Below are 19,329 nucleotides of genomic sequence, written 5' to 3' on the forward strand. Positions count from 1 at the left end.
ACCAACGCGTGGCTGACGCGCCAGCGGCGACTGGCTCGCGACTACGAGCGTCACGAGCACTCGTCCGAAACCTTCATCCACATCGCGATGACCGGCCTCATGCTGCGCCGCCTCGCGTAGCGCTCCAATTCAACAGGCTCTCAGGGAAGAGTGTTTAGCTGTGGTCCTGGGTGGTGGTCACCATGTCGATGTTCGCGGAGCACCCGGTGGTCGGGCCGCGCGCGAAGGTGAATCGCAGACCCAGCGCGTTGTAGTTGTCGATGGCCATGTCGAGCCCCTGGCTCAACTTGGGATAGGTGTTGAACGAGGCCGATGGGTTGAGGCAGATCTTCGTCACTGAGGGGCCGACGAGGTTGGTCGTGCGGTAATGCTCGGCGCTCCCCGGGGGAGCCTGAAGCATCTCTCGGGAGGCCTGGAGCGTCACACGCGTGTCGCCGCCCACGAAGACAGCCTCGTTGATGACCTGGATGTCCTTGGCCGGATAGCCGGCCTCGATGAGGTTGGAGATGATCTCCTCGTTCTCCATTCGCGGCTCCATACCGCCGCAACCGACCAGCAATGCGACACCGATCACCACGAGGACTGCTGCCTGCTTGAACATGAATGCTCGTCTCTTTGACTGCGGGGGAATGCGCCGCCCGGCGAGGGCTTCCTGCCGGGACCGCGCGCCAGGTTTCATAGCGCGCCCCCACCCCAAACCCTCAGCGACAACCCTGGATGATTAATCTGTCTCAAATCTCGGGATTCGAGACACCCATGGGAGGTCGGAACGCGGCGACGTGACGCTCCACCCACGCGGAGAACAGACTTGCCGGACGCCCGAGCACCTGCTCCACGTCGGGACTGACACGCCGCTCGGCTTCCGTCGGCGCTTCGAGGATGTCGAGCGTGCCATCGGCAACGGGCTCGGGCATGAACCGCAGCATCATCGACCGGGCCTCCTCGCGGCTCCACTCCACGAAGCGCAGCGGTGTGCCCAGTGCCTTCGAGATGACCGTGGCCTGCTGACGCGGGGAGATGGCGACGGGCCCGGTGAGCGTATACACCTTGCCGGCGTGTCCTTCCTCGCGCAGGGCGCGGTCCGCGACAGCCGCGATGTCCGCCGGGTCCACGACGGGGAGCGCCACGTCGGCGAAAGGCGCGGCGATGGCACGCTCGGCGCGCACCGAGGGCACCCAGGCCAGGGCATTCGAGGCAAAGCCCCCGGGACGCAAGAGTGTCCAGGGAACCGCGAGCGAACGGACCCCTTCCTCGACAGCGCGCAGGTGTGCATGCGAGGTGGCCAGGGGCCGCGTATCGACAGCGAGCGACGAGAGCAGCACCACGCGCGACACACGGGCCGTCTCAAGCAGTTCGCGCAGCACCTGCGGTGAGATATCCGCGCCTCCGCCAGGGATGAGCAGGAAGACTCCTGAAGCATTCTTCAGATGCGGAGCCAGCGATGCAGGCGAGGACAGGTCACCCTGGACGTGGCGGACCCGCCGAGGGAGCGGTGCCTCGGGTGCCTTGCGGGCCACCGCCGCCACCTCCTCCCCTGCCTCCGCCAGCCGCGCCACCAGCTCCCGCCCCACGTTGCCCGTTGCTCCCAACACGACCAGCATTGACGTACTCCTCGAAAAGGGTGCTCCTTTCGATAGCCGTCTCACGCTCGCCATGGCACCTACGAACGAGCTGTCTCCACTCTTTCCAGTAACCGCTGGGTTACCGACATCATGACCCTCAAGGTGAGGAAGAACCGGGCCACCCCACCCGCCGACATCGACCGGCCACGACGTGGCCAGGGCACGAAGTCCTCGGAGGAGTGCCCGCTCAATCGCTCGATGGAGCTGCTCAGCGGAGCGTGGGCGCCACACGTCCTCTACTACCTGAGCACCCAACCCCGGCGCTTCGGCGAGCTGCGGCTCGACATCCCGGGAGTCTCCGCGCGTGTGCTCAGTCAACGCCTGCGAGAGCTGGAGGCACGGGGCGTGGTGGCGCGCACCCTCGTGCACACCACGCCCACCTCGGCTGAGTACGCCCTGACGGACCTCGGGCGTGAATTGCTCCCCATCATCCAGGCCATCGCGGACGTCGGCCGTCGACTCCAGCAACGTCCCGTGGAGCACCGGACGCGTCCAGGAGGCCTTCGCGCGATGGCGCCCCAGCCCACGCTGGGCTGAGGCGCCAAAGGGGCATGGGAACGCGGCGGCGTGCTCAGTCCAGGATGAGTGAGGAGGGGCCGAACGTTCAAGCTCCCAGAGACATGTTCAGGCCGGACCCGGAGGTGATGGAGGCCTGATTGGGTGGGAGTGAAGTCCCCCTCGAAGCTCCTGGGCATGTCCGTTCCATCCGGGGCCATCACACCCACCACCGTCCCTAAACCGGCTGTGGCCTTCACCCGAGGGCGGCGACGAACGGGTTCGATGCGTGCCAGCCTCCACCCCTTCGGTTCCATGGCCAGAAGTTGGAACAGATGAAATCACCAGCGCCGCCACGGGGACACCGCGATCCATGGAGCGCACCGCCCATTGGCACGGCTCGGTCCTCGCCCAGTCACGACGACCATCGCGAACGCGGTGAACGCGGTTCCACGCACGAGTACGGCCCCGCTCAGCATTCCGAGACAGTCCAAGGGCTTCGCCAACCATCCGCTCAACTCAGAGGCGGCAGAGGCCTGGGAGGACGCGGGCCTCGGCACGAGGGCCACCAGGCCGTGTGGTGTTGAGACTCCAGAGGCGCCAACAGACCCAGGCTCCTGCCACGCACCTGATGGGAGCGCGGCCTGTCCACCGGCCGGGAGCATCGCTCGGGCGGCCCCGGGTCAAGCACCGAATCCTGTGTAGTTGGTTCGGAGGGGGTTCGGGGGAGGAAGGCTCCTTGGCGGCATCAGGCAGCGGCGGTGTCTGGGGTTGACTTGAGCAGGGACATATCGAGGTAGCGGCGGTCGTCCCAGACTCCGGTGACTTCGAGGGCGACAGCGGTGATGAGGCGCAGCGCGCTGGCGCGGTCCGGGACGGCGCCCACGAACAATGGCGGCGCGCCCTTCACCGGCTACATCATCACCCCGCATCCGATGGGCGCGACCCAGTCGACGACCTCCTCGGCGACGAGCCACTACCTGTCGGGCCTCACCCATGGCGCCACGTACACCTTCAGCGTGGCCGCGCGGAACTCGACGGGCGTGGCGCCGCCGCCACCCTGGGGCTCCGGAAGAGGGCTCTGGGAACGGTCGCTAACGCTCACAGCGGCTGAGCTTGGAGATGTTCATCGTCAGGGCATTGGCGAAGCCGTGGGCGTAACAGCTCTCGTGCCAGGACTGGGCGATGAGCGGATCATTGACCTGGGTGGGCACGCGGGTCATCTGGAAGAACGAGCGGAACTCGCTGCCCTGGAGCTGGGGGCCATCGCGGTCCTCGTAGTTGCGGGCGTAGTTCTCGAAGGTGATGCGGTCCTGGCCACTCTCCGCGACCACACCGCCCCAGTGGTACTCCCACACCGGCTCGCTGTAGACGGCCGGAGGAACGAGCACCGCCGGGCGGGGTGCCACCTCGTCCCGCATCCGCATCCAGCTGCGGAGCTGGGCATCCTGATAGCGCTCCATGGCGCCCACGGAGTACGTCTGGAACGCATCGCCCACCCGTGGGTCCGCATAGGCGTTGACGCCCAGCCGGAAGAGGAGTTGCTCGTAGCGTGAGCGGAGCGTGAGCCCGTTGAAGTTGACGCCGTTGAGCGTCATGGGGGCATTGGCACGGACCCGGTTCACCAGCCGGCCATAGTCGCGGCCAATAGGGCCGTAGTAGCCCGCGAGCGCCGCCATCTGCGCATTGGGGTTGTTGGCACCCGCCAGCGCGTTCTGCAATCCCACCTGGTAATCGTCGACCGCGCGTTGCCGGGCCGCGACGGCGTCGGGTCCCTCTCCCTGCCCATGGAAGAGGAACGTAGTGATGAGCACCGCCAGCCGGAAGGGAATGTCTCCATGCGTCGCGAACGCGGGGGACCACCCTCCGAGCTGCCAGCGCGGCAGATTGTGGAAGAGCTGATTGCCGGACTGCTTGAGCCTCACGGTGCGCTGCGAGTCCCGCTGCTCCCCCATGACCTTGCCGGAGATCTCATTGCAGTTCTGTGCCACGGAGGGCTCGAGCTGCCCATTCTCGGACATCACCACCTGGAACAGCCGCTTGGGCCCCCGGCCGTTCAGGAAGGGCAGGAACCCCGGCCGCGCGGGGGGGCCAATCTCAATGAAGCGTGGCCCGGCGACCTTGGCGATTCGATAGACGGAGCCTGCGGACTTCAACGCGCGGTTGCACCTGCTGATGGCGCTGTCCGTGGCGAAGAAGTGCTTGGCCTGCTCGTGGTGAGGGTTGGTGTCCTCGATGGCGAGTTCGTTGTCATCCGAGAACCGGAGCGCGACCTGGTCCTGCGCCCGCACCATGATGTTCGCCACCCCAGCGTCGATGAGGAAGCTGTCCCCGTGCGTCTTCGGGTGGGGATGAGGGCGCACTCCGTCCCGCTGGGTCTCGAAGACGGCGTTGTGGAGATTGACATCCTGGGCGCCGAACTGGGCGTTCTGGATGACGTGGTACGCCTGAAGCGCCGGCGTGGACAAAGCCCAGCGGCCCCCGCCCGCCCCCGGAGCCGCGAGGTGCGCACGCTCACCCGCGAGGGCCCGTGCCGCCAGGGCTTCGGCCTCCGCTTCCAGGGCCTCATCCACGAGCAGCCCGGCCCCGCCGTTCCCATGAGGTGCGCGCCCCGCGCGCTGTTGCAGCACATGCACCAGTTCATGCGCGAGGATTTGAGAGCCGCGAGCCGCGTCGAGCTCCAGCGCTCCCGGAGCGTAGAGAATCTGCTCTCCCCAGCACAGGGCCTCGGCCCCCAGCCTCGCGACCAGGGGATGCTCGTGAAGGCGCACAGCGCCCAGCTCGGCTCCGAAGGCGCGCTCGAACCGGACACGCGACCGACTCGGGAGTGCCCAGCCCCGAGAGCAGGCCTGCTCCAGGAGCGTGGGGGAAATCCAACGGTGCCGAACATCCAAGTTTCGTGCTCCCAGTGTATCGGGCCATGCCCCGTGAAGGACCTACCCTACACCAGGGATTCACAGCTCACGCGAGCATCTTGAAACATGTCGCGGCGAGGGAAAGGTCCTCGCAATCCAAGTGATTCCAACAATAACAGACACCATTGAATTGGGAGGAAGCGGAGTCCAGAGTTGGACGATTTGAAATGTCTCGCCCTGGCTCACGCGGAAGCGCCGTGACGCGCTCCGCACGAGCACAACTCGAAGTGCGGCGACTCGACGAATTCGTCCAAGAAAGCGGGGTGCGCCCATTGTTGCGCCGCGCCTGTTCCAGCTACGATTCCGGTCCTTTTTTCTTTCTGGGATGTGGGTCCGTGACTCGTCGGTCGGTCCTCGTGGGTGTATTCATTATTGTAGTCAGCGCGCTGGGAGTGCCCGCGCTGGCCCAGGCTGATGCGGCCAGGTCGGCACTCGCCCAGTGCAGGGCCCAGACGAACACGCGACGCTTCGCCGAGGCCCAGCGGGCCTGCGACCGCGCCGTCGCGCAGCAACCCGCCTCCGCGGAGGCCCTTCGCGCTCGCGCGGAACTGCACTTCGTCCAGGAGCGCTACGACCTGGCCATCAGCGACCTCGACGCCGCGCTTGAAGCGACCCCTGAATTGGATGGCGCCATCTTCCTGCGCGGCATGGCGCACAAGCACAAGGGCGAGGACGCGAAGGCCCTCCTTGACGTGGAGACAGCCCTGCTCCTGTCGCCGGGGAACGCCGAGTACCTGAACTCCGCGGGAGCCCTTGCCCGCTCGCTGCGCCAGCACGAGAAGGCGCTCGGCTTCTTCGACCGGGCCCTGGCCTTGAAGGCGGACTCAGTGCCGGCCCTCATGGGGCGCGGCTTCACGCTGCGCGAGAAGGGCGATGCGGCTGGCGCGCTCGAGGCCTTCGACGCAGCGGTGAAGGCCGCTCCCCAGGAGACCCAGCCGCTGCACTGGCGTGGACACCTGCTTGCGTCGCTCAAGAACACCGAGAAGGCGCTGGTTGACTTCGAGGCCGCGCTCGCCATCTCTCCGCGCTCGGCCGACATCCTCTGCGACCGCGGCGACCTCCTCCTCGGCCTGAATCGCCACGACGAAGCCCTCGCCGCCTATGACAAGGCCATCGCGACCGACCCGGCCTTCACGCGAGCCATCCGCTCACGCGCCGTCTCCCGCTTCAAGGCCGACGACTTTCTCGGAGCACGCATCGACCTCGAGCTGGCGCACAAGCAAAACCCTGACCCGAATACCGCGAAGTACCTCGAGGTGCTCGACACCGCGTTGGCCCTCGGCTACCGCGGGCCTCTAGAGGAGGCACGCGACACCTTGCGCGAGGCCTCCCCTGGCGGCATCGGCTGCGCGAGCGAGCTCGCCTCGGTGTGGACCTACGAGCGCGGGCTGCGAGACGCGGCTGGGAACGTCGATGCCGCCGAGCAGAAGCTGATGCGCGACGGGCTGGGCAGCTACCGCAAGTGCCTCGCCGAGAGCCGGGCGGAGGGGGCCGGCGCCGTCGACGGACTCCCGGCGCTCCGGCTCAAGCTGGTCGAGTTGCTCAAAGCCCAGGCCGTCAAGACGGAGGAGTTGAAGACCCGCTGCGCCGCGCGACCGGAGGCGAAGGAGACCTGCGCGAGCCTGCTGAAGGACATCGCGGACGCCAGCCAGAAGGTGCGCGCGGACCAGAAGCTGCTTGAGTCGGCCACGCTTGCCCTGGGAGGCGACGTGGCGCGGCTGGAGGCGGACGCCCCAGGGCGCGTGGCGGCGGCCATCGAGGCAGCTCGTGCTGGGTTCGCGGCCCGGGCCGCAGCGAGCTACGACGAGGAGATTGACCGCGGAGCCCTCGCACGACACTCGGCGCTGGTGCGCAAGGGGAGCGTGAATACCATCTACAGCACTTGCGGCAGCATCCGATTGTCGGCGCCCAGGACCGAGCTCCAGTTGGACGCGATGAACCAGCAACTGAGCAACCATCGGAAATGCCTGCAAGGGCTCGGCAAGGAGAGTTCGAGCGCGGGCTCCGACTTCGCCGACGCGCACGAGGTTCTGGACGACGCCATCGAGCAGAACGCTGTCTTCAAGGCCTTCCGCTGCTCGGTCCGCCCCGGCCCGGGTTGTGTGAAAGACGAGGCCTGGTCCAGCGTCCAAGGCCTGGCGACACCAGAGTTGCGCTCACGCGCGCTCACCCTCTCCGCGATGGCCGGGAAGGTGCCAGACGAGGTGGACGCCGAACTGACTCGTATCAATGACGCGGTGAAACGCCTCAACTCGGAGATAGAAAGTCACAACACCTGGGCGGACGTGAGCGCCGCGGTCAGCGCCTTCACCGATGCGTTCAATGCCGCATCGCCATCCAACCGCGCTCCGAGCAACTTTTCCGCACCGGGGATTCGCTGAGCCGGCGTTCCCGGGGCAGCCCTCGAAGCCCAGCTCCACGGCACTCCCGTGCCCTGTGCGCTCGAGGAGCGCCGCGAACAAGGCCTTGAGTGGAGGCAGCGGGGTTGCGGCCTCCCCTCAAAGGGGGGCGTGACGCTCGCGCTGGAGTGTCTTCTGGGACCCATGGGTATAATTTCCATCCCAGTCCGACACATTTTACCGGATGCGTGTTAAATTCCGTCCACGGTGTCGAACGCTGGAAAGCGCGGGGAACACGGATTGTAGCGCGCGTGACGTGGGAGTCGGGCTCGCATGCTCATGCGGGAGCGACTCCGGAGGAAGGCTCGTGCGCTGAACCCTGTGTGCCACGCCAGGAGGCTGTCCTCCCTGGCGCGGATACTCGCGGCTGGCTGGCGTACCCGCTCCGCACGGAAAGAGACCGCATCCCATGACGAGCCCGCTGTCCGCCGCCCTCCCCATGTCGCTTCCGCCGCAGCCCGCGCGTAGCGAGAAGCTCAAGGCCTCCTGGTTCGATGGTGTCCCCGCGGACAATGCAAGTCGCGTCCAGCCCCCGAGCGCTCCCCAGGAGGTGGCCTCGGTGGGAGGGGCGGCCCCGGTGACGAGGATGGACGGGACGATGCTCAATGGCATCTCCCGCTTCGTCCAGGAGTTGGAGCAGGGCCAGCGCGTGCTGGACCACCTCATCCGGTCCGCGTCCTCCGGCCCGCGCGACTCCAGCACGGAGCTGCTGTCGCTCAAGGCGTCCATGTACCGCTACGCGGAGGTGTTGGACCTGGTGAGTCGCATCGCATCGTGGAGGAGGGCACCCACGGACTGAGGTCAAGTCCCGGAGCGCGTGTGGTGGGTGGCCCTCCTCGGCCCCTCTGCGCCCTCCCTCCCCTCCACAGGGCCCCCGTCCCTGCTATGCGCCGCTGAAATCAATCTGCAGGACGGGTGTGTCCGCTTCGATGTCTCGCTTGAACCGCCCCCACCGGTCGAGCGTGCTCTCGTCGAGCACGGCCGGGTCGCGATACTGGTGGAACAGCGCGTAATTCATTGAGCGCTGGAGCGCGAGCAGGTCCGGCACGGCCGCGAGCCACTCGGGCTCCATCCGTCGGAGCTCCCGATATCCTTCGAGGAACGGCCCCAGGAACGCAGCGGCCGCTTCGTCGCGCGCCTCTCGAGCCTCGCCTCGCGCGATGTAGAAGAGGAGGACCGCGATGTCCTTGACGAACCACGCGTACTCGCAGTTGTCGAAGTCGAACGCGGTGATCTTCCCTTCGGCGAAGCAGAAGTTGTGCATGTGGAGATCGGCGTGGATCAGCCCGTAGCTCTCCGGTGTTCGCGGTAGCCGGTTCAATCGCGCGATGATCGCCGCGGTGCGCTCGCGAACGAGCTTCTCCTCGGGGGGCGCGAACCGGTCGATGTCGACCACGTCGTACTCATGCCATTCCTGGCGCTTGAGCCTGGGGCTCGAAGGCGCGTAGCTCTCTGCGCGGTTGTGGAGCCGCGCGAACAGCCGGCCCATGTCGCGGAACAGGGGCGGCTTCCAGTAGCGCTCCTTGAGCGGAGGCGCGTCGTCGAAGACGATGCCCGGCGCGCGCTCGAACGCGGTGACGACGAAGTAGCTGCCGGGCTCGCGGTCTTCGATCCGCTCCACGAACTGCCCCGAATCGGAGAGGATCGGCGAGGCGACTGGAATGCGCGCGGCGGCCAGATAGCGAACGAACTCGACCTCCCCCAGCGTGTAGTCAATCGTTCGCCGCGTGCTGTGCGAGATGCGCAAGATAAGGCTTTCGCCGTCGTCGTTCTGCGCCTCGTAGACGAAGTTCTCGAAGGCCTGGAGCTCGGTGAGCTGCTCGGGCGACAGGCCATACCGGCGCGCGGCCTCATCGCGAATCGGTTCGTGGAAGCGGCGGACAAGCTCTGGATGCATCGAACCCTCTAGTCCTTCAACGTGAGGCTGCTCCCACCGTAGCCCAGCACGGTCGAGGCAGAGTCGCTGGTCACCGAGAGGCCCAGGCCGCGCGCGAGGGTCTCCGCCAACGGGGGGCCATTGCGCGGCCGCGTGAACACCGCCAGGTCCATGCCGGTCAGGGGGTGATCCGGGCGCCGGAGCCGCTGGTTCAGCATCGCTTGCTCGCGCTCGACGACGCGCAGGCACCGGCGCTCCAGGGCGAACGCGCTGGCAGCGACGTCAGCGAGCTCGCCGCGGAGGGACTCCGCCACGACCGCGTCTGCCGGCAGCCCGTGCGCGAAGAGCTCGGCCAGTCGCCGTCGGCTCGTCTCCTGCTCGGCGGGATCCAGCTTCGCCAGCTCGTCCAGCGAGGTGCCCTGTGGCGTGCCGGGGAACACCTCGCCGATGCGCGCGAACAACCAGCGGCTGAGCTTGATCTCGCGCTGGTAGGTCTCCGCGAGTGGGAAATCGTCGCGGAGCAACGGGTAACGCGCGACATCGATCGGCGCCTCCACGAACTCTTGCAGCGCGGTGCGCGGGAGGTGTCCGGCGAACGCCGCCCGGAGCCGCTCGTGGAGCAGCCCCTGGGTCGCGCCGAGGAAGCGGACCACCGCTTCGACGCGCTGCCCGAGCAGGCCGTAATCGAGCGCGGCGTCGAGATCGCCGAGGCGCGCCGCGATGTCGGGCTGAGCATCAATCGGTGCCGGGGCCACGCCGGTCAACACCTGCATATATTCGTTGATCAGCGCCGGCGGCCCGGCGCACACGCCGTGCGGACCATTGAAGACCGCGTGACGCTCGGCATAGTCCACGATGGTTTGCACGGTGACGGGCTGCTCGGGGGCGTCGCGCACCAGGTCGTTGGTGACCAGGCGAACTCCGTCGATCAGCCGGAACATGGCCGCGAGCCCGTTGTCGAGCTCTCCGTTCGGCACCGGCTGGTTGCCCCGCACCATCACGTACCCGACCGACGCGAGCGTGCAGACGACCATGATGTGGAGTTCGCCCGCGGTGAGCACGCCCGGGGTCCGGGGCGGCATGCGCGCGAAGAAGGCCTTGCGGAACTGCTCGGTCAGCGAGAGCAGGTCCGGCCACTGACGCGCCATGCCCTTCATCGCGGTCACGTTCATCGGGAGTTCGTTCTGATACCGGCTCCCCGCGTAGTGGCACTGCTTGCGCACGGTGGGGAGATCGAGGAACAAGGTGCGCGGTCCGACGTTGTTCTCGCCCACCTGCCGACCGTCAGCGTCGAGCGCCGGATGCGCCACGCGGTAGACCGGAACGACGACCTCGAGGTTCGAGAGCTCGAACGCACGTCCGTACGCCTGTTCGGTCAGCACGGGGCAACGGTTGTCGTGGGCGCTGAACGTGCGCGGCTCACGCCCGGCTGGCACCTCACCCAACCGCTCAGGGTAGGACACCGTGGTGCGGCCCGTGGGCGCATCCGAGACCCGCCTCAACACCCGCTGTTCAATCAATGTTTCGAGCAGGTCCCGGATCTTGTCCCAGGAATGGGGCGCGCCGTCCGACCACGCCATGGCGTCGGAGGCTTGAAATTGCTCGAGCTGGATCAGCTTCTCGCCCAAGGGCGCGATGTCCGGCTCGTCGAAGATGAGCTCCACCTCGCCATAGAAGAGGTGCAGGACCTGCTGGCCATTCCCCGCGTCGATCCGGTCGTGCGTGAGCCGCTTTCGATTGGGAATGTAGAGCATCTCATCCGCTTGCAGCTGTGCCATGGCTTTTCACTCCCGATTCAGTGTGACGTCGCGCGACCAGGTGCCGCCGAGCGAACGATAGACCGCGACGCGATGGTTGAGCAGCAGCCGTTGCGCTTGCAGACTCGCGCGCTCGAGCCCGACCAGATTCGTCAGGGCGGAGAGCACCGTCAGATAGTCCGAGAGCCCCTGCTCGAAGAGCCGCCTCGCCTCGTCCAGGAGCCGCTGCCCGAGCTGGACCTGCGCGCGCAGGGCGCGCAGGTTCGTCGCCCCGGTCTCCTCCTGGACCACGGCATCCTGCACCCGTCCGATCGCGGTGTTCAGCGCGAGCTGGTATTGGACGTGGCGACGGTGGAGCTGGATCGGCAGGCGCATGTGCTCGGTGAATCGCCTTCCATCGAAAAAGGCCCAGGTCAGGTTCACGCCGACGACGGACTGGTGGAGGACCGGCTCCGAGAGGCCGACCTTCGCGGCGCCCACGCTGCCCACCAGTTCGATTGTCGGAAGCCAGCTCGCCCGGTTCGCGTTGATGCGGTGCTCGACCTCGGCGACGCGCAGCTCCTGGAGCCGCATCTCCGGCGTGTTCGCGTTCAGGTCTTCTGGCGTTCCGAGTCTGGGCGGAGGCGGGAGATCGGGGAGCTGTCGCTCGAGGGGGACGATGTCGTCCGCGGGATTGGGGACCCGGCCCAGCAGCGCCTTCAGCTCCGAATTCAAGAGCGCGCTCCGGGCGGAGATCAGCGGCACCTGCGCTTCGAGGTTCAGCAGCAACTGCTCCTGCTGCAGCACCGCGAGCCGGGGCGTGAGGTGCTGCTCGAACCGCGCTTGAATCAGCCGCAGCAGCTCCTTGTTGTAGTCGATCTGCCGCAGCGTGAGGTCCCGGAGCGCGCGGGCCTCGAGGATGTCGAACCAGACCTGGGTGATCCGCTGCGCGAGGTCCTGGACGCGGGCCTCGGTGAGCTGCCGCTGCTGCTCGGCGAAGTTCATTCCCGCGCTCCGCTGCGCGGCGAGGTTTCCGAACAGGTCGACCTGGTAGGTCACGCCGACATCGGCGGTGGCGATGCTGTACCTGGCCTGGGTTGCCGGCGCGGGCGGAACGATGGCGACCACATGATTCAGCCCCGCCGGGTTGAGGATGCCGACCTGGAGCGGGTACCACCAACCTTGTGGCACGTTGGGGTCGAGCTGGTTCTCGTAGATCAGATCCCGCACGTCGTGCAGGACCAGGCTGTTGGCGAAGCACTCCTGGATGGCCGTGTCGAGCGCCGGATCGGCGAACGCCGACCACCAGACCTCGTCCTGGGTGACGTGCTCGGCGGGCCGCGAGGGTGCGCCCTCCTCCTTCGGCGGCCGAGGGCTTGGAGCCCCACCCTCGGGTGCGCTGGACGGTGGAGGCGGCTCGGTGCTCGGCTCGACGGAGGTCGAGTAGCTGCTTGGCGCCTGAGGCGGTGTGACGACGACGGGACGGACCAGCCCACAACCGGAGCAGGTCGTCGCGAGGAGTGCGAGCGTAAGTCTAAGGCTCATGGGTGACTGACGACCACGAGGGCTTTGGCGTGGTTGAGGACGCAGCGCTGCGCGACCCGCATGGTCTCCGGGTCGAGGGAGGCGAAGCTCTCGTCGAGGATGACCAGCTCGACCCCCTGCAGCAGCGTGCGCGCGATGTAGAGCCGGCTCTTCTCGCCGTGCGAGAGTTGCCAGCCGGTCTCGCCGATCATCTCCTCGAGGCCGGCGGGCATCTTGGCGACCAGCTCGTCCAGCCCGAGCTCCTTGCACAGCGCGGCGGCCTTGGTCCGCAGCTCGGGCGAGGTCGGCCACTCGCGCCCGAGCAGGAGATTGTACGCGAAGCTGCCGGACAGGACGTGGTTCTCGTGGAACTGCGGCGCGGCGGTGATGCGCTTGCGCCAGCCCGAGGAGCCGAACGTCGCGCGGTCCAACGCGTGCAGCAGCATCACCCCGCCCTGCGGCCTCCTCATGCCCGTGAGCAGCGACACCAGCGTCGACTTGCCACCGCCGGATGGGCCCTCCAGCAGGATGCGGTCGCCCTGCGCTATCTGGAACGAGCAGTTCTCGAGCACCGGCCGGGTGCGCGCGTCGTGCCGGAAGGTCACGCCCCGCGCCTCGATGAGGCTTCCGCCGTCGGCGTCGGTGGGCTTGCCTCCCTCCATTTCGAGAGGGACTTTCGATTCGAGCTCGGGGCGGCCCACCGCGAGCAACAAGTCGCGGATCTGCTCGAACGACACCGCCGCCTGGGAGACCTGCTGGAAGTAGACGGAGACCTCGTCGAAGGCTCGCAGCGCGAGCAGGATGCCGCCCACGGCCACCGCCAGCGCGCTGGCATTGGCCGTACCGGTGCTGAACGCCGGCAGCAAGGTCAGCAGGCCGAGCACCAACCAGCCGTCGCGCAGGAGCGCGGTGAGCTGCATGGTCCGGCGATCCATGACCTTCGAGATCTCGGAGTAGGAGCTCAAGCGGAGGTCTTCGCCATCGTGCCAGCGCTCGAGTGGAAGCTGCGCCAGCCGCGTTCGATGGCCGAGCATGCGCTCGAGGAGGTCGTGGGTGATTTCAACGCGCGCGCTCGACCATTCCCGCTGGACGCCGTAGTGGCGGCGCGCGAGGACGAACGCGACCACGACCCACAGGACGAGCACCATCGCCTGGGGCCACCCTCCCGCCCCGAGCACGAGGATGGCGCCCGCCATGACCAGGTCGACGAGCGACAACACCGCGAGCAGGGCGCCGCCGACCGCGAGCTGCTCGACGACCTCGGACTCGGCGACGCGGCCGAAATGGCGGCCGATGCCGTCGAGCCTCACCTCGTCGGGGGTCAGCTTGAGGGTTCCCGCGAGGAGCTGCTGCTTCAGCAGCGTTCCCAGCCGGATCGAGAACACGCCCTGCCACCACACCTCGAGCATGCGCAGCGGAATCGCGCACGCGATGACGGCGATCCACCCCAGGAACCAGCCGGTCTCGAGGTGGGCCTGGAGCGCGGCGCGACCGAGCAGCCAGAACGAGCCCGCCAGCACCAGCGAGAGGAGCGTGTGGCTCACGAGGATGCCTACGGCGAGCGACGGGATGTCGCCGAGCAGCGTCCGCCGGCTCGCGGTGCGCCGGGGGCGCATGATCCAACCGGTGCGCAGCTGCGCCTGGCCGAGCCGCTGCAACAGCATCCGTGAGCGGGCGCGCTCGAGCGCACGGGGCGACATCTCCACGCCGCCGAGCAGCTGGTCCACCTCGGCGACGGTGGCCTCCTGCTCTTCGCGCAGGAGCGAGAGCGCGCTCTTCATCGGGAGCGAAACCACCGTGGCGTCGCGCGCGAGCAGGCGCGGCTTTCCCCGCCGCGTCCCCAACAGCACCAGATAGGACGGGACGCCGTCTCGCCGGACCTGGAGAATGCAGGGCGCGGCGCGTTCGAGGACGTCGGGCAGCTCGTGGTAGAGCGGCGTGATCGGCTCGAGCTCCACGCCGAGTCGATCTCCGAGCGCGAACATCCAGACCCGGCTCGGCTCGACGGCCGCCGCGGGCGGAGCGATTTCACCCGCGGCCCTGCCATAGCCCTGCCGCTGCGCCAGCTGCTCCAGCGCGTCGGGCAGTCGCTCGACCGGCCACAACAGGTCGGAGTGCGAGCGCGTCATCCCACCAGCTCCAGCTCGCCCGCGGCGGGCTTCGCGACGGGCGTCTCCACCGGCTTCGGCGCCGTCCTCTCCACCAGCTGGCCGTCCGAAAGCCACCAATGGCGCCAGTGTCCACCGCCCCAGAGCAGCGTGCGATTCTCCTGGTCAGCGCGAAGGAGCACGGAGTACCGCGACTCCTTGTTCGCGAGCAGCTCCTTCGGCCGCCCGTTCTCGAGGACTCGACCGTTCTCGATCACGAGCACGCGATCGAACTCCTGGGTGTGCTCGACGTCGTGGGTGACACAGAGGAGCGTGATGTCCGCCCAGAGCCGCCGGGACTCGGCGAGGAGCCGCGCGCGCCGGTCGCGATCAAGACCGCGAAAGGGCTCGTCGAGGATGGCCAGGCGCACGCCGGAGCGGAGCATCGCGCGCGCCAGACGCACGCGCTGCCCCTGGCCGCCGGAGACCAGCCCTCCGCCTTCGCCCAGCGACGTCTGCAGCCCGTCTGGAAGCGCCTCGAGGATGTCGAGCATCTCGGCGCCCTTGAGCGCCCCCGTCAGGGACCAGCCATGCGCGCCATCGTTGCCATACCGGATGTTGTCGATGAGGCTCTGGTTCCAGAGGCTGATCGCCGGGTCCACCCAGGCCGTGGTGCGCCGCAGCCGCTCGACAGCGGCCTGGTCGAGCACCTGCCCGTCGATCTTGATCTCGCCTCGCGCCGGCCGGAGCCAGCCGAGCAGAAGGCCGACCAGCGTCGACTTGCCTGCGCCGGAGACACCGACCACGGCCACGTGCTCGCCAGGGGCGATGTTCAAGGAGACCTTGTCGAGGATGGTGTGACCGCCGCCCTTCACGCGGACCTTCTCCATCACGATCGAAACGCCGCTCGCGGCGGCCGCGGGAGCGACAGGCTCCTGCACGGGCGCCTCGGTCCGGGCCGGCGACTCCTTGATGTCGCCGATGATGTCGAGGAGCCGGCGAACCCGGTTCATCGCATTCGGGAACGCGCGGCTGAGCACCATCAGCCGCTGGCCGAGGATGGGGTAGCGCAGCGCCCAATAGACGACCAACAACACCAGCGAAGCCCGCTCGGTGCCCGCGAGGTACGAGTAGACGAGCAGCATGACGAGGCCGTAGCTCACCAGCATCAGCCCGCCTTCGAACCCGACCGACAGCGTCTGGACCCAATAGCGCGCCTTGGTCCAGCTGACGAGCAAGGTCTCCTGTGCGCGGCGCAGCGACCGCTCGGCGCCGTGGATGCGGATCGGCGTGAGCCCGACGAGCGCGTTCAGGGTGAAGCCGCTGAGCGCGCCTGAGTGCATCTGCACGCGCAGGTCGGGCTCGAAGAGCAGCTTCTGCGCGACCAGGGGCACGAGCAGCGTGACCGCCGCGAGCCCGAGCACGAGGTGCCATGCGTACGGTGCGGCCCAGATGAGCGCGGCGGTGATGCTCGCGACCTCGAGCGACAGGATGGCGGCCTGCGCGAGCAGCTGCGGCAGCGACCGCATCGCCTGGATGTTGTGCGTGCGAGACGCCATGTCGGAGGCGAGCCGGCTCTGGAAATAGCGGTCCTCCATCTCGGGGAGCTTCTCGAAATACGCCTTGCGCAGCCGCACCTCGAGCCGGCGGCCAATGCCGAGCAATCCCAATGAAATGGGGATCTGGATGAGCATGAAGCAGAGCGCGACGCCCGCGAGAACGGCCATGCCCGTCGCACGCTGCGCGAACGTCCCGAGATCGCGCCCCAGGTCGAGCACGCCCCGGAGCATCAACGCTTGCAGGATCCGCCCGAAGGTGGCGAACACCAGTCCCACCGCGATCAGGCCCGGAACGACCCACGAATCCTCGCCTCGCAGGCGGAGCAGCGTTCGCGCCGGGCTCACCTGTTTGGCGACGAGCTCCGTCGCCAGGTCGCTGGCGAGCACGGCTCTCGGCGCGTCTTCGCCTGTGCGCGAAGCCTCCTCGCGCCAACCGCGAATCCGCATCAGCACCGCGCCCGTCATCGACAGCTCGCCGTCCACCTCGGGGTTGGGGCGAACGGCCCAATAGGCCGCGGGAATGGGCACTTCGCCGGAAGCGTCCTTCGCAATCATGGATTGCAGCAGCCCCGCCGCGGTCGCGCCTCGCCGGACGGCGCCCGCGCGGATCATCGCTTCGGACGCACGGCACGCGGCGTCGAGCCTGGCGATCGACAGATACCCGGTGTCCTCAAGCGCCCGGGCCACCAGCGCCCGCGCCTGCGTCGAACCCAGGTTCAGCAGGCGGCGCTCGAACGTCGCGACCGCCTCCTCGGACCCGGCCCATTCGCGCCAGCCGGTCGCCGGAACGGACGTGGTGTGCTGGTACAGGTGGCCCAGCAGCGTCGAAATCAGGGTCCAGTGACGGCCCGCCGCCGGGTCCATGACCTGGACGAATGGGCCGATGCGATTCCACAGCACCACGAAGTGCGGCCGTCCTCCCGCGCTGAGCGTGACGATGATGGCGGGGAGTGCCTTGGCTTCAGGGACCACCACGTGATCGAGCGGAAGCATCACCTGCTCGGAGTCGAGCCCGAGCTGGTTGGCGACTTCATCCAAGGTGACGATCGAGGTGCCGTCGACGTCCGTCTGACACACTTCGCGAAGGACGCGATAGTTGAGCTCGACGCCCATTCCCGCGAACAGGCTCTTGAGCGAAGAGGGACCGCAGTCCGTCGCCGAGATCTGGATCACCTCGGGAATGATCGAGCGCCGGACCCTGGGAGGAGTCATGGTCAGCGGGCCTCGGCTTCGGGCTGAAACACGGTCACAGGCGGCTCTTCAGGCTGCGGGTTCCATTCGCCGAGCGCCCGCATCAGCAGGGCGACAGGCGATGCCCGTGCGACCTCGACCTCCACCACCAGGGTCATGCCGTGGCGGAGCTGGATGCGCGGATCGTCCGGCGGTGCGAACTTGAGCTCGACGCGCACGGTACCGGGGATGGCCTCGGGCGTGGCCGTCTGGCCGGGCTCGGTCCCGACGGCCGTCACCCGGGCGGGGACCGTCCCGTAGATGGTCATCGGGTAGCCGTCGAGCTTGAGGCGCGCCGTCTGGCCGGGCTCAATCAATCCGACGACCTCCTTCGGGAAACGGGCGCGCACCCGCACCTCGGCATCGCTCGCGACGATGGTGCCGACCCGCTGCCCATCGGCGATGAACGCTCCCGAGCCGAGCTCCGCCACGTCGACCAGGTGCCCCGTGGCCGGCGCCCGATACAGCTTCCGCTCAATCTGGTACTCGAGGCGGTCAATGGCGCCCTGGAGCTCCCGGATCCGCCCCTCGGCGCCCAGCTCCTCGCGCTCGAGCTCGAGCAGCTGCGCGGCGAGGGCTTGACGGCGCACGTTCTGCTCGCGCCGCAGTCGGGTGAGCGCCAGGCCCTGCGCCGTCTGCGCGTAGCTGAGCGCGTCGACATCGGTCTTGCGCTCGAGCTTCTCCATCTCCGAGACCGCGCCCGTCGGGCTCTTGAGGGCCAGCTGCTCGCGTTCCACCGCGAGCCGGTGCCTGGGCGCGAGCTCCTGCGCCCTCCCCAGCACCTCCTGGATCGCGACCTCGTCCACCCGTGCCGTCAAAGCCGCCTCTTCGCGCTTGTTGGTGATCTGCTGGCGGATGATGGCGAGTTCCTTCTCGGTCGCGGCGAGCGTCGCCTTGCTCCGCTCGAGCTCGAGGCGCTCGGCCCGTGCGTCGAACTCGATGAGGAGGTCGCCTTCCTTGACCTGCTGGTCGAGTTTGAGCCGCGAGAGCACGACCCTGCCCGCACTGGGCGGCTCGATGCGATGGACGGCGTTGTGTGGCTCAATCCGGGCCTGTGAGCTGGCCTTGACGAGCGGGACCTTGGCGAACAGCGACCAAGTGATGAGCCCGCCTACGCACAACACCATCAGAGCGACGAACACGAGGCGCGTGTCCGACTCGTAGTTCAGGGAACGAAGGGTCCGCTCGAAGGGATATGCCATGGTCCGCGAACCAAAGTCGCCTTAATCGCCGCACCCTGTCAACACCTCGGCCCCTGCATTTAATTCACGCTCCCCTTGTCTGAATACGGGCGCCCCGATGCGACGCGAGACTTCGCCCGCATCGCCGCAATGCGCCACACATTGTACCTTGGTTCGATTTGACATCCAGCTTCGATTACACTTAGCGTTCAATTAGAAAGGAGGCACGACATGAAGATCAAGCTCCACGTTCGCGGCGGCCCGAAGGCGCGCGCGTAGTCAGTCGTTTTGACGCCCGCTGTCGAAGTTGGGCGTCCCTCGTTTTCGATCACAGAGGAGGGGTTGATGGGAATTTTCCATCAGCCCCTCTTCTCATTTCTGGCATCGTCTTGACCTTGCAGGTGCTCGTTCCTGCCAGGCTGCCCCACGACCTCTCAGGTGCTTGATCCGAATAGGCCACGGCGCTCCTGGGTGGCTGTTCGTCGCTTCCCGGAGTGGGGCGATACCTCAACTCCCACTTCGCAGGTCGGGCCCCCATTCGCCTGTCCAGGCCTTGGCGGGTGAGCACACTGATTTCAATCTCCACGACGAGCGGGACCTTGGCGAACAGCCACTGCGTTGTGATTCACGCTCCCCTTGTCTGAATACGGGCGCCCCGATGCGACACGGGACTTCGCCCGCATCGCCGCAATGCGCCACATTTTG

The 19,329-nt window shown here is 67.7% G+C and carries 12 protein-coding genes and 3 pseudogenes; 5 read left to right on the forward strand and 10 right to left on the reverse strand.

Features of this window, described 5'->3' with window-relative positions:
• A pseudogene (locus LZ199_RS40805) lies at positions 1–114 on the forward strand (IS5-like element ISRso1 family transposase); the annotation flags it as partial.
• A 40-nt stretch (positions 115–154) separates the two neighbouring features.
• On the opposite strand, the gene LZ199_RS40810 reads toward LZ199_RS40805, so the two are convergent.
• Both LZ199_RS40810 and LZ199_RS40815 read right to left on the reverse strand, forming a co-directional pair.
• Positions 155–526 carry a M57 family metalloprotease gene (locus LZ199_RS40810; protein ID WP_323390263.1) on the reverse strand — a complete coding sequence of 124 codons (372 nt, stop codon included), beginning with the start codon at positions 524–526 and terminating at the stop codon, positions 155–157.
• A 205-nt stretch (positions 527–731) separates the two neighbouring features.
• Positions 732–1,601 (reverse strand): NAD(P)H-binding protein, encoded by an 870-nt coding sequence (locus LZ199_RS40815; protein WP_253999217.1) that lies wholly within the window; start codon positions 1,599–1,601, stop codon positions 732–734.
• 111 nt (positions 1,602–1,712) lie between these two features.
• Between LZ199_RS40815 and LZ199_RS40820 the strand changes: the two genes are divergently transcribed.
• Positions 1,713–2,159, forward strand: a complete 447-nt coding sequence (locus tag LZ199_RS40820) for a winged helix-turn-helix transcriptional regulator (RefSeq protein WP_253999218.1) — start codon at positions 1,713–1,715, stop codon at positions 2,157–2,159.
• Between the two features lie 706 nt (positions 2,160–2,865).
• Here LZ199_RS40820 and LZ199_RS40825 read toward each other — a convergent pair.
• Positions 2,866–3,003, reverse strand: a pseudogene (locus LZ199_RS40825) (IS256 family transposase); the annotation flags it as partial.
• A 49-nt stretch (positions 3,004–3,052) separates the two neighbouring features.
• Between LZ199_RS40825 and LZ199_RS47040 the strand changes: the two are divergent.
• Positions 3,053–3,109 (forward strand): annotated as a pseudogene (locus tag LZ199_RS47040) (hypothetical protein); the annotation flags it as partial.
• Positions 3,110–3,211: 102 nt separating this feature from the next.
• Here the strand turns inward: LZ199_RS47040 and LZ199_RS40830 are convergent.
• Complete coding sequence (locus LZ199_RS40830; protein WP_253999219.1) at positions 3,212–5,011, reverse strand: eCIS core domain-containing protein; 1,800 nt, start codon at positions 5,009–5,011, stop codon at positions 3,212–3,214.
• 356 nt (positions 5,012–5,367) lie between these two features.
• On the opposite strand from LZ199_RS40830, the gene LZ199_RS40835 reads away from it, so the two are divergent.
• Together LZ199_RS40835 and LZ199_RS40840 are read left to right on the forward strand one after the other, a co-directional pair.
• Positions 5,368–7,413 carry a tetratricopeptide repeat protein gene (locus tag LZ199_RS40835; protein WP_253999220.1) on the forward strand — a complete coding sequence of 682 codons (2,046 nt, stop codon included), beginning with the start codon at positions 5,368–5,370 and terminating at the stop codon, positions 7,411–7,413.
• Positions 7,414–7,840: 427 nt separating this feature from the next.
• Positions 7,841–8,230, forward strand: coding sequence for a hypothetical protein (locus tag LZ199_RS40840; protein WP_253999221.1), 390 nt, complete (start codon positions 7,841–7,843; stop codon positions 8,228–8,230).
• Between the two features lie 84 nt (positions 8,231–8,314).
• On the opposite strand, the gene LZ199_RS40845 is transcribed toward LZ199_RS40840, so the two are convergent.
• The 6 genes from LZ199_RS40845 to LZ199_RS40870 form a co-directional block, all read right to left on the reverse strand.
• Complete coding sequence (locus LZ199_RS40845) at positions 8,315–9,328, reverse strand: phosphotransferase enzyme family protein (RefSeq protein WP_253999222.1); 1,014 nt, start codon at positions 9,326–9,328, stop codon at positions 8,315–8,317.
• A gap of 8 nt (positions 9,329–9,336) precedes the next feature.
• A complete protein-coding gene (locus tag LZ199_RS40850) occupies positions 9,337–11,085 on the reverse strand; it encodes a hypothetical protein (RefSeq protein WP_253999223.1) in 1,749 nt (582 codons plus the stop codon).
• A gap of 6 nt (positions 11,086–11,091) precedes the next feature.
• Positions 11,092–12,588: a TolC family protein gene (locus LZ199_RS40855; protein WP_253999224.1), complete on the reverse strand. Its 1,497-nt coding sequence runs from the start codon at positions 12,586–12,588 to the stop codon at positions 11,092–11,094.
• Positions 12,585–14,552 (reverse strand): ATP-binding cassette domain-containing protein, encoded by a 1,968-nt coding sequence (locus tag LZ199_RS40860; protein ID WP_253999225.1) that lies wholly within the window; start codon positions 14,550–14,552, stop codon positions 12,585–12,587. The genes LZ199_RS40855 and LZ199_RS40860 overlap by 4 nt, the downstream gene beginning before the upstream one ends.
• 140 nt (positions 14,553–14,692) lie before the next feature.
• Positions 14,693–17,425, reverse strand: a complete 2,733-nt coding sequence (locus LZ199_RS40865; protein WP_253999226.1) for an ATP-binding cassette domain-containing protein — start codon at positions 17,423–17,425, stop codon at positions 14,693–14,695.
• A gap of 2 nt (positions 17,426–17,427) precedes the next feature.
• Positions 17,428–18,645: an HlyD family secretion protein gene (locus LZ199_RS40870; RefSeq protein ID WP_253999227.1), complete on the reverse strand. Its 1,218-nt coding sequence runs from the start codon at positions 18,643–18,645 to the stop codon at positions 17,428–17,430.
• Positions 18,646–19,329 lie beyond the last annotated feature (684 nt).

The organism is Myxococcus qinghaiensis (assembly GCF_024198215.1).
Taxonomy (GTDB): Bacteria; Myxococcota; Myxococcia; order Myxococcales; family Myxococcaceae; genus Myxococcus; species Myxococcus qinghaiensis.

Excerpts from the sequence above, each read along its gene's own strand:
- LZ199_RS40850 (WP_253999223.1), bottom strand. The coding sequence starts at position 11,085 with ATGGCACAGCTGCAAGCGGATGAGATGCTCTACATTCCCAATCGAAAG.
- LZ199_RS40865 (WP_253999226.1), bottom strand. The coding sequence starts at position 17,425 with ATGACTCCTCCCAGGGTCCGGCGCTCGATCATTCCCGAGGTGATCCAG.
- LZ199_RS40845 (WP_253999222.1), bottom strand. The coding sequence starts at position 9,328 with ATGCATCCAGAGCTTGTCCGCCGCTTCCACGAACCGATTCGCGATGAG.
- LZ199_RS40870 (WP_253999227.1), bottom strand. The coding sequence starts at position 18,645 with ATGGCATATCCCTTCGAGCGGACCCTTCGTTCCCTGAACTACGAGTCG.
- LZ199_RS40860 (WP_253999225.1), bottom strand. The coding sequence starts at position 14,552 with ATGTTCGCGCTCGGAGATCGACTCGGCGTGGAGCTCGAGCCGATCACG.
- LZ199_RS40810 (WP_323390263.1), bottom strand. The coding sequence starts at position 526 with ATGGAGAACGAGGAGATCATCTCCAACCTCATCGAGGCCGGCTATCCG.
- LZ199_RS40840 (WP_253999221.1), top strand. The coding sequence starts at position 7,841 with ATGACGAGCCCGCTGTCCGCCGCCCTCCCCATGTCGCTTCCGCCGCAG.
- LZ199_RS40815 (WP_253999217.1), bottom strand. The coding sequence starts at position 1,601 with ATGCTGGTCGTGTTGGGAGCAACGGGCAACGTGGGGCGGGAGCTGGTG.
- LZ199_RS40855 (WP_253999224.1), bottom strand. The coding sequence starts at position 12,588 with ATGAGCCTTAGACTTACGCTCGCACTCCTCGCGACGACCTGCTCCGGT.
- LZ199_RS40820 (WP_253999218.1), top strand. The coding sequence starts at position 1,713 with ATGACCCTCAAGGTGAGGAAGAACCGGGCCACCCCACCCGCCGACATC.